Source organism: Longimicrobium sp., from assembly GCF_036387355.1.
GTDB lineage: Bacteria > Gemmatimonadota > Gemmatimonadetes > Longimicrobiales > Longimicrobiaceae > Longimicrobium.
On record NZ_DASVTX010000488.1, the window covers coordinates 1 to 10,360 of the forward strand.

Below are 10,360 nucleotides of genomic sequence, written 5' to 3' on the forward strand. Positions count from 1 at the left end.
GCCTCCAGCTCCGAATCCACCGAACTGGTCGCCTCGTCCAGCACCAGCACCTGCGGATTGAACGCCAGCGCCCGCGCGAACGACACCAGCTGCCGCTCGCCCACGCTCAGCGTCAGCCCGCGCTCGCCCAGCGGCTGCGCGTATCCGCCCGGAAGCCGCTGTACCACGCGGTCGGCCCCCACCCGCACCGCCGCCTCGCGCACCTGGTCGTCCGAAATCTCCGCCGCTCCCAGGCGGATGTTGCTGCTCACGTCCTGGCTGAACAGAAACACGTCCTGCAGCACCAGGCTTACCCGCGCCCGCAGCTCATCCACCGGAACGCGGCGCACGGGCACGCCGTCGAACAGCACCTCGCCGCGCGTGGTGTCGTAAAAGCGCATCAGCAGGGAGATGATGGTGCTCTTTCCCGCCCCCGTGGCGCCCACGATGGCGATGCGCTCCCCCGGCCGCGCCACGAAGCTCACGCCGCGCAGCACCCACTCGCCGCCCTCGTCGTAGCGGAACCACACATCGCGGAACTCAATCTCCCCCCGCCCCGGAACGGGCAGGTGCTGGGGATGGGGATCGTCCGCCACCTCGGGCACCGTGTCCAGCAGCTCAAAGATGCGCTCCGACGCCGCCATGGCGCCCTGCAGGATGTTGTACTTTTCCGACAGGTCCTGGATGGGGCGAAAGAAGCGCCGCGTGTACTGCAGAAACGCCGTCACCACGCCCAGCGAAATGGTGCCGCGCAGCGTCTCGCCCCCTCCGTACCACAGGATGAGGGCCAGCGCCACCGCCGTCAGCACCTCGATGGTGGGGAAGAAGAGCGCGTAGTAGGTGATGGAGCGCAGGTGCGCCTGCAGGTGGTCGTCGTTGATGCGCTTGAACTCGCGCAGCGTGGCGTCCTGCCGCCCGAACAGCTGCACCACGCGCATTCCTGACACCTGCTCCTGCATGAAGGCGTTGATGCGCGCCAGCCGCACCCGGATGTCGCGGTACGCCGTGCGGATCAACCCGCGGAACACGAAGGTGGCCACGCCCACGAGCGGGAGCACGGTGAACGTCACCAGCGCCAGCCGCCAGTTGAGCTGCAGCATCATCCCCAGGATGAACAGCAGCGTGAACACGTCGCCGAACACGGTGACCAGCCCCGACGAGAACGCCTCGTTCAGCTGCTCCACGTCGTTGGTGACGCGGGTCATGAGCCGCCCCACCGGGTTCCGGTCGAAGTAGCGCAGGCTGAGCCGCTGCAGGTGGCTGAACACCTCGGCGCGCAGGTCGAACATCACCCGCTGCCCCAGCCAGGTGGTGAGCAGCGTGTCCGCGTACTCCGCGGCAAAGTTCAGCACCAGCGCGCCGAAGAAGGCGGCCACCAGCCACCCCAGCAGCCCCATGTCGCGGTTGGGGATGGCCCGGTCCAGCGCCACCGCGGTCAGGTACGGCCCCGCCAGCTCCAGCGCCGCGCCCACGAAGAGGAGGACGAGCGCGAGCGCCACCTGCAGCCGGTACGGGCGCAGGTAGCCCACCAGCCGGCGCAGCAGCCGCCGGTCGTACGCGCGCGAGTCGGGCTCCAGCTCCTGCTCGGCCCCGCTCATGCGCGCGGGCCCGCGCCCGCGGGGGCGCGTGGGGAGTGGAGGAGAGAACCGGGGTAGATCATGACGCGGAACGTAGCGCCGGTGCCCCGGGGCGGCAACGCGCGGGCGCCCCGCGAAGTGCGGTCGTTGACAACGTCTGGCGGCGCGGTGTAGCTTGGGCCCATCCCCCAGACGCACGTTCATTGAGGGGCCCCGCTCCACACCGCCCTCGCCATCCCCATGACTCATCCGGTCTCCGGCTCCCCGCTGGGCCGCGCGCCCCGTGCTGCCGTGCATGCGCTCCTTTGCGGCGCCTGCCTGCTGGCCGGCTGCGGCCGCGCGGGCGGGAACGCGCTGGTGCTGGGGCTGGCGATTCCCCTGACGGACGGCGGCGGCAAGCCCGACGTGTACGGCGTGCGCTCCCGCATGGGCGCCGAGCTCGCCGTGATGGAGATCAACGCGGGCGGCGGCATTGGCGGCGACTCGCTGCGGCTGCGGGTGGTGGACGACCATGGCGACCCCGGCACCGCGCCCACCGTGGCGGACTCGCTGGTGGCGGACCCGCAGGTGCTGGCCGTGGTGGGGCACGTGTACTCCGGCACGACGCTCAAGGCGGCGGAGCGGTACCAGGGGCACCTGGCCGCGCTGGCCACCAGCGCCACCAGCCCCGAAATCTCGCGGCTGGGCGACTGGATCTACCGCATGGCCGGCAGCGACTCGGCCAACGCCGTGGCCCTGGCCCGCGCGGCCCGCGGCATGGGCCGGCGCATCGGCGTTCTGTACAGCAACGACGACTACGGGCAGGGGCTGGCCCGCAACTTCACCTCCGCGCTGCGGCAGGGCGGCGTGGAAGTGCTCACGGCCGACCCGTTTCTGGACGCCACCCCCGACTTTCGCCCCTACCTGCGGCGCATGAAGGCGCGCGGCGTGGACCTGGTGTTCGTGGCCGGGCTGCAGGACCCCGCGGCCCGCGCCATCACCCAGGCGCGTGAGGCGGGGCTGCAGGCGCGGTTTCTGGGGGGCGACGGCATCGAGGGGCTGGCGGAGATGGGGAGCGGCTTTGACGGAACCACGGTCGGCGTCCTGTTCCACCCGCAGATGTCGGATTCGGCGCGGGCGTTCACGGCGCGGTTCCGCGCCCGGTTCGGGCAGAACCCCGATTCGCAGGCGGCGCTGGCCTACGACGCGGTGCGGCTGATGGCGCGCGCGCTGCGCGACGGCGCGCGGTCGCCGGAGGCGGTGCGGGCGTATCTGCAGACGGTGGGGCGCAGTGGAGGGTCCGACGCCTTCGAGGGCGCGGCCGGCACGGTGAAATTCGACAGCAACGGAGATCCGGTGGACAAGCGGTTCACACTGGGGGTGATCGGCGGCGGCGGTATCCGGCTGCCGGAGGGCGCACGATGAGCATCTTTCGCATCGGCGGCCGCCGCACGCGGCTGACCACCTGGCTCAAGGGCGGCGCCGTGCTGATCGTGGCCGTGGTGCTGGCGGGCGCGGCCATGACGCTGTTCGCGCTGGAGCGGCTGCAGCGGGAAATGGAAGACCGCATGACGCAGCTGCGGGCCAGCAGCGAGGTAGGCACCGCGCTGGAGTCGCTGATCCTGAACCAGATCGCGGCGGGCGAGCAGTATCTGCTGGCGCCCACCCCGGAGTTTGCCCGGGCCTTTGCCGACTACGGGCACAAGGCCCACGAGCAGCGCCGCAAGTACAAGGACCTGGCCAACACCACCACCGCCGAGCAGCAGCAGATCACCGCGGTGGAGCAGGCGCACCAGAGCATCGAGGTGGAGTACAGCTTGGCGCACGCGCAGCTGGACATGGGCGACCGCGAGGGCGCGCTGCGCCGCGTGGCCGCCGTGCGCTCGCGCACGCACCAGCTGGAAGAAAACATCCGCGCCATCAGCGCGGCGCAGACGCAGAAGGTGACCAACGCCGCGGCGGACCTGCGCGACACGGTGCGCCGCTGGGAGCTGTTCCTGGGCCTCACCTCCATCGCGGCCGTGCTGCTTACGGCGCTGCTGATCTGGCTGGCGCTGCGCATGATCCAGAAGCCGCTGGAAACGCTGGGCGGCGCCGCGCGGCAACTGGGCGACGGCGACCTGCGCCTGGACATGGCGGGCCACACCGACGACATGCCGCAGGAGTTCGCCGCGCTGGCCGACACGTTTGAGCACATGTCGGGGCAGCTGCGCAACATCGTGGGCGAAACGGCGGGCACGGCGCAGCGCATCAGCAACTTTGCCTCGGACCTGTCCAGCATCAGCGAAGAGGTGGCGGCGTCCAGCGGCGAAGTGGCCACCGCCATGGTGGGAATCGCCAGCGGCGCCGAAACGCAGTCGCAGGGGCTGCAGGCCACCCGCGACGCGCTGGAGGAGATGGGCCGCCGCAGCGACGAGATCGTGAACGCGTCGCAGACGGTGACGTCGCTCAGCGAGCAGATCTACCTGGTGGCCGCGCAGAGCCGCAGCGAGGTGAGCACGGCGCTGCAGCGGCTGCTGGAAATCCGCGAGGTGGTGACGGAGTCGGCCTCGCAGGTCACGGAGCTGGAGCAGGCCTCCGCGCAGATCGACCGGTTCGTGGAAACCATCACCGGCATCGCGCGGCAGACCAACCTGCTCGCGCTGAACGCGGCCATCGAGGCGGCGCGCGCGGGCGAGCACGGCCGGGGCTTCGCGGTGGTGGCCGAAGAGGTGCGCAAGCTGGCCGAGGGCTCGGCGCGCGCGGCCAACGAGGTCGCGCAGAACGTGCAGGCCATCCGCGGCCGCATCGAGGAAGTGGTGGGCACCATGAGCCGCAGCACCACCAAGGTGGCGGACGTGGAAGAGGTGTCGCGCGGCGCCGACAGCGCGCTGGAGCAGATTCTGGCCGCGGTGGACGGGGTGCGGCTGGGCGCCGACCAGGTGGAGCAGGCGGCGCTGCGCAACTCCGCCGCGATGGAAGGGGTGGAGGCGGCGCTGACGGACGTGTCGGGCACCTCGGAGTCGCACGCGGCCAGCGCCGAAGAAGTATCCGCCGCCGCCGAGGAGCAGTCGGCCGCCACGCAGGAGATGTCGGCGTCCAGCGCCGAACTGCTGCACGCCGCCGAACGCATGCGCGAACTGGTGAGCGGCTTCCGCGTCTGATCCGCTGACACTTCTGTGGATGGACGAAAGCCCGCTCCTGTGCGCAGGGGCGGGCTTCTTCATATCCCAATTCAGCCAACAGCGTTTCTCACGGAGGACACCGAGGTTCACGGAGCTCACGGAGGAACAGAAAAAAGCATCTCTAACAGAGGCACAGAGACACAGAGGCGGAACTGAAAAGCGAGCACGTGGACACCGGGACTTGTACCCTTGTCCTCCATGTGACTCCGCGTCTCTCCGCAACTTTGGGGGTGGTCGTTGCTGTACCTCCGTGACCTCTCCGTCCACCCTCCGTGAACTCCTCGTGAAACGGCTGTTGATCAGCCATCCGCACGCACGACACCGTCCGGGGTAGCAAAGCTTGCCCGGCGCGCGCCCGCGCCCCATGCTGTCGTGCGCCGCGGGTGGACCGTGGCACTGGCTCTCACGAACATTGCTGCATCATGGCTGAAGATACATTCGACCTCATCGTTCTGGGCGGCGGTCCGGGCGGCTACGTGGCCGCCATCCGCGCCGCCCAACTGGGGCTCAAGACCGCCTGCGTGGAAAAGGAATCCGCGCTCGGCGGCACCTGTGTGCGCGTGGGGTGCATCCCCAGCAAGGCGCTGCTGGACAGCACCGAACTGTTCGACCAGATCCGCCACAAGACGGAGCTGCACGGCATCAAGGTGGGCGCGCCGGAGATGGACGTGGCGCGCATGCACGCCCGCAAGGACGCCGTGGTAAAGAGCAACACCGACGGCGTCGCCTTTCTGTTCAAGAAGAACAAGATCGAGTGGGTGCGCGGCTTCGGGCGACTGGCCTCGCCCGAGACGGTCGAGGTGCAGGGCGAGGGCGGCACGCGCACGCTCCGCGCAAAGAACATCGTGCTGGCCAGCGGCTCCGTTCCCGTGGAGCTCCCGTTCCTCAAGTTCGATGGCGAGCGCATCATCGACAGCACCGGCGCGCTGGCCCTGCCCGAAGTTCCGGGGCACCTGGTCGTTGTCGGCGGCGGGGTGATCGGGATGGAACTGGGGAGCGTGTGGCTGCGGCTGGGCGCCAAGGTCACCGTCCTGGAAATGGCGCCCACCATCCGTCCCGGGATGGCCGCCGAGATCGGGCGCCAGGCGGACCGCGTGTTCCGCACGCAGGGCTTCGACATCCGCACCGGCACCCGGGTGACGGGCGCCGAACGCCGCGGCGACAAGGTGATGGTTTCCGTCGAGGGACAGGATCCCATCGAGGCGGATTACGTGCTGGTTGCCGTCGGCCGGCGGGCGTACACGGAGGGGATCGGCTACGAGGAGGCCGGCGTGCGGCTGAACCGCGGCGTGATTCAGGTGGATGAGCACTACCACACCGGCGTGGCGGGCATCTACGCCATCGGCGACGCCATCGGCGGGCGGATGCTGGCGCACAAGGCGGAGGAAGAGGGCGTGGCCGCGGTGGAGTTCGCCGCCGGGCGCCACGGCCACGTGAACTACGACGCCGTGGCCAACGTGGTCTACACCTGGCCGGAGATCGCCTCCGTGGGGATGACGGAAGAGGAGGCCAAGGCGGCGGGAGCGGAGTACCGCGTGGGCAAGTTCCCCTTCCAGGCCAACGGCCGCGCCCGCGCCATGGCGGAAACGGACGGCATGGTGAAGGTGCTGGCCGACGCGCGGACGGACCGCATGATCGGGCTGCACATCCTGGGGCCGCGTGCGAGCGACCTGATTGCCGAGGCCGCGCTGGCCATGGAGTTCCAGGCGAGCGCCACCGACATCGCCATGTCGGTGCACGCGCACCCCACCCTGCCCGAGGCGGTCAAGGAAGCCGCCCTTGCCGCCTGCGGCCGCGCCATCCACATCTGACGCGCCTGGCTGGGAAGCAGAAAGGCCGGAGTCCCCGCGGGCTCCGGCCTTTTGTTTTGTTCTCGACGCCTCGACAGCCGTTGCCCACTTCCCGCGGAAACAAGTGGCGCGGGGCTTGCGGGAGTCACCGCGAAACTGTCACAAGATCAAGGTGCAGTTGTACACAGGTTGGACATGGATGGGCCGAATGGGGCTTCGCACCTTTCGCGATGCCCGGAACCGCGAGTGGCGGGTCTGGGACGTGCAGCCAGACAACACCCAGGACCAGCGCATCCGCTCGCTGGGCCACCTGCCCGTGGACATGGCGGGCGGCTGGCTGTGCTTTGAGACGGAAGGCGAAAAGCGGCGCCTCTCCCCCGTGCCGGACGGGTGGGACGTGGACGACGTGGAAGCGCTCTCCCGCCTGTGCCGGCTCGCCTCGCGGGTGGTGCGCGGGGAGCGGCGTACGGTGGACGCGTCGACCTGATCAGCCCGGCGGGTCCGTGGGCCGGGCCGGAAGCGGCAACACGCAGGAGACGGGGACGGCGCGCTGGCAGAGCTGGTACAGCTCCGCCTCCGGGGCTTCCTCCCACCGGTCCGGAATGGGCGTCAGGCGCCGCCGCTCCGTGGTGCATTCAAAGGTGAGCCATCCCGCCAGCAGGCCCGGAAGCAACGCGGCCGCTCCCCGGCCCCGGCGGTCCGCCGTGCGCCGCTCCGGGCCCTTGTACAGGAACACGGGATCGTCGCTGCGGCGGTCCCTGCCCTTTCGGCGCTCCTGGTCGTGCCGCTGCCCGGGAACGACGCTCCACACCTGCCAGAGCTCCCCGGCGGGGTCGCGAAACGCCCGGAGCGCCATGGGTCAGCGCGCGGCTTCCGGCGCGGCCCGCCGGCACAGGTCCAGCAGTTCCGGCTCCGACGCCTGATCCCAGTCCGCCGGCGTGGGCGCCAGCCTGCGCTTTTCTCCCGGCCGCGCAAAGCACACCCATCCCCGCTCCGACATGGCGCCCTCGCGTGCACGCCGCCGGTCCCCCGTCACGCGGCGCTCGGGCTGGTAGCCGGCGGTTTCGCGCACGCGGCGGTCCTGGTAGCTCCTCGCGGGCGAAAAAACGCGCCAGGGAGGCACGTCCCACGCCGTCCAGGCGGTCCCGTCCGCATCCGTGAATTCTCGGTAGGCCATTCCGTATACTCCGCTGGGGTGACGAATCGGCCATGCGAAGGCAAAGGCCATGCCTGAAACAACTTACCGGTGCGCGGCACCCGTCATTCGTTTATCGAAACCGGCCAGTTTCCCCGCAGTTCCACAAGGCACAGGTCCGACGGGCGATGGGGATCGTCGCGGTCCACCACCAGCAGCGCGGTCCCCTGCTCCCGCCCCGGCGCCACCCCCTCCACCTTGCCGTCGAACGGCGTTCCATCCGCCCCGCGCAGCAGTGCCCAGCGCGCCCGTTCAGCCTCCAGCACCCCCAGCACCGAGCCGGCGACCGGGCCGTCGTCGTACGTGTTGGGCGACGCCTCCGCCGCGGCGGTGAACAGAATGCGGGTGCCGAACGCCGCCGCGTCGGTGAAGCCGAGCCGCCATCCATCCACCTCCCCCAGTTCGTAGCGGACGATGGAAGCAGGCGCGGGGGGCTCCGATCCGCCGCGCAGGTGGTCCAGCAGCGCGGGCCAGTGGATGCGGCAGGTGGCGTCCACCGGTTCCCGCCCGTCCACCGCCGCGCCGTTGCCGCGGTTCACCAGGATCAGCTCGCCCCCGTCCCACGCGGCGCCCTCCACGTTCATCTCGCTCCCGGAGAACTCGTACGCGGCGCGCAGCCCTGCGTAGAAGCGCGGCGCGTGGTGCACCTCCACGCGCGGCGCGTGGGGGATGCCGCGGACCAGCACGATGCGCTCGCGGGCCGGCGTGCTCCCCGAGCCGAACGCCGCCAGCACCTCACCGCCGTCCGCGGCCGGAAGCACCACGCACGATTCCAGGTCCGCCTTGCGCTCCTTGTTGCCGCGCTCCGTGCCGAACTGGCGCACCCCGTCGTCCGCCGGAAGGGGGATGGAATGTACCTCCCCGGTCCGCGGATCAATGAGGGCGATGAACGCCGCGTCGTCCTGCACCACGGCCAGCACGCCGCCGATCCACGCGATGCCGGAGCCGGCGCGCACGTGCGACGGGCGGTCCAGCGCCGGGTCCGCCCCCGCGGCGTAGCGCAGCGGCGTCACGCGGGTGATGACGGCGGCGAGAGATGGGTCCGCGCCGCCCCGCACGACGGTCATGGGGCGGCGCTCCCACGCTTGGCGCGGGTAAAAACGACGTAGTCCGCCAGCGCCGCGGCATCGGTGCGGTCCGCCCGCTCCGGATCGGGGACGGGGACCATGAGCACCGTGGCGATGCGCGCCGCGGGAAGGCGGCGGGCGGTGCGCTCCACCACGCCCAGGCGGCGCTCGCTGTGAAAGCCGCCGTTGACGTGCACCACCATCCGTTCCGGCCACGTCTGGCGCGCCCGGTGGATGGATTCCGCCATCGTCTCGTCCTTGAGGCACTGCGCGGCGTAGAAGCGCTCCAGCGGGCTTTCTCCTCCCGCCGCGGCGCCGTGGCCGCCCATTCCGCCCATCGCCTCGCCGAAGCGGCGGAAGTACTCGCCTTCCGGGGCGCAACGCCGTTCCGCGGCGACGAGCGCCGGGGGCACTGTGTCCAGGGCGGCCCATCCCCCGCGCGACACGGCGGACGCGACGGAGCGCGGAACGTTGCTCGCCGCGACGGGCCAGCGGTTCCGGCGCGCGATCTCCACCAGCGGGCGGTAGTCGGAGGCGTAGTTGGGCCACGGCCGCGCGCGGGCCATGAAGTCGGATTCGGAAAGGCGCCCGGCGGCGTACTCGTTCAGCACGGGCTGCACGTCGCGCTCGAACATCTCCATCGCCAGAACCACGTCGCGGCCCCGCTCGCCGAGCATGCGCAGCAGCGCCTCCTGTGCCTGATGCGTCTGGGGATCGTCGTGCTGCTCGCCTAAAAAGACGACATCGTGGAGCGCGAGCGAGTCAACCATCTGGGCGAAGGGGATCGTATGCCCGGACCGGGTGTGCACGGCGACGAATGCCCCCGTCGTCTGGGACGATGCGGGGCGTGCGGACGCCAGGCAGAACAGGGCCAGCAGGGCGGTGAGATGGACGCGCATCGGTGCTCCGGTCATGGGGTGGCGGGCCGTCCCCCGGCAAGATGCGGGGCAATCCGCGGCGGAGCGAATGAATTCGCCGCAACAAGGACGGAAAGTCCCCCCAAACAGCGGGGGGACTTCACCTGCACGGGGCGGATCGTGCCGGTGCCATCGGCCGGAACTCGTCTGCCGAACGGCACTGGCGTGCAGCCCCAGCGGGATCGGCGCGAGATTCCGGCTGGCCTTAGCGGCTGAAGCCGCCGCAACAACCGCTGAAAGCCTCACGGTACTGCTGTGAGGCTGCATCCGCGCAGACGATCGCTTCGGCGCCGACCGCCGCGCTCGCGCTGAGGTCTCCCTTTCTCCCGCGACAGCGGGGAGAGGGCCGGGGAGAGGGGGCCTCTCCGCATGCGCGGCACCGTCCGGAGTGCGCCCAAGCTGCTGTTCTCCCCTCTCCGTGCGCAGTTTGCACGGGGAGGGGCCGGGGGAGGGGCCCGCCCCGGGTACAGACCGGGTAGATTGGTAACACATCGGACCGGCAGGATGGTTGACAGTCTGGAGCTGGAAGCGAGCATGACTCATCCCCCTTGAGAGGCGAGTCATGCCAGAGCCACTGCACACTGTGAACGAGCGCCTGCGGTTCATTGCAGCCCGCCAGGAAGGGCTGTACACGATGGCTGAGCTGTGCGAGCGGACGGGAATCAGCCGGAAGACGGGATACGAGTGGGACC

Annotated in this window: 9 protein-coding genes; 4 read left to right on the forward strand and 5 right to left on the reverse strand. The window is 70.6% G+C overall.

Going from position 1 to position 10,360, the window contains the following annotated elements:
* Window positions 1-1,577 (reverse strand): ABC transporter ATP-binding protein (locus VF665_RS20885; RefSeq protein ID WP_331055402.1); only part of this gene is annotated, 1,577 nt, incomplete at its 3' end.
* Window positions 1,578-1,796: 219 nt separating this feature from the next.
* Here VF665_RS20885 and VF665_RS20890 point away from each other — a divergent pair.
* The 4 genes from VF665_RS20890 (at window position 1,797) to VF665_RS20905 (ending at window position 6,976) form a co-directional block, all read left to right on the forward strand.
* Window positions 1,797-2,960, forward strand: coding sequence for a branched-chain amino acid ABC transporter substrate-binding protein (locus VF665_RS20890; protein ID WP_331055403.1), 1,164 nt, complete (start codon window positions 1,797-1,799; stop codon window positions 2,958-2,960).
* Window positions 2,957-4,678, forward strand: coding sequence for a methyl-accepting chemotaxis protein (locus VF665_RS20895; RefSeq protein ID WP_331055404.1), 1,722 nt, complete (start codon window positions 2,957-2,959; stop codon window positions 4,676-4,678). The genes VF665_RS20890 and VF665_RS20895 overlap by 4 nt, the downstream gene beginning before the upstream one ends.
* Before the next feature lie 443 nt (window positions 4,679-5,121).
* Window positions 5,122-6,510: a dihydrolipoyl dehydrogenase gene (lpdA, locus tag VF665_RS20900; RefSeq protein WP_331055405.1), complete on the forward strand. Its 1,389-nt coding sequence runs from the start codon at window positions 5,122-5,124 to the stop codon at window positions 6,508-6,510.
* A gap of 187 nt (window positions 6,511-6,697) precedes the next feature.
* On the forward strand, window positions 6,698-6,976 hold the full coding sequence (locus VF665_RS20905) for a hypothetical protein (RefSeq protein ID WP_331055406.1): 279 nt from the start codon (window positions 6,698-6,700) through the stop codon (window positions 6,974-6,976).
* On the opposite strand, the gene VF665_RS20910 is transcribed toward VF665_RS20905, so the two are convergent.
* The 4 genes from VF665_RS20910 to VF665_RS20925 form a co-directional block, all read right to left on the reverse strand.
* Window positions 6,977-7,345 carry a hypothetical protein gene (locus tag VF665_RS20910; protein WP_331055407.1) on the reverse strand — a complete coding sequence of 123 codons (369 nt, stop codon included), beginning with the start codon at window positions 7,343-7,345 and terminating at the stop codon, window positions 6,977-6,979.
* A 3-nt stretch (window positions 7,346-7,348) separates the two neighbouring features.
* Window positions 7,349-7,666: a hypothetical protein gene (locus tag VF665_RS20915; RefSeq protein ID WP_331055408.1), complete on the reverse strand. Its 318-nt coding sequence runs from the start codon at window positions 7,664-7,666 to the stop codon at window positions 7,349-7,351.
* Between the two features lie 83 nt (window positions 7,667-7,749).
* The gene (locus VF665_RS20920; protein WP_331055409.1) at window positions 7,750-8,751 is read right to left on the reverse strand and encodes a DUF6929 family protein; all 1,002 of its coding nucleotides are present in this window, start codon (window positions 8,749-8,751) and stop codon (window positions 7,750-7,752) included.
* Window positions 8,748-9,650 (reverse strand): ChaN family lipoprotein, encoded by a 903-nt coding sequence (locus VF665_RS20925; RefSeq protein WP_331055410.1) that lies wholly within the window; start codon window positions 9,648-9,650, stop codon window positions 8,748-8,750. The genes VF665_RS20920 and VF665_RS20925 overlap by 4 nt, the downstream gene beginning before the upstream one ends.
* Window positions 9,651-10,360: the final 710 nt, after the last annotated feature.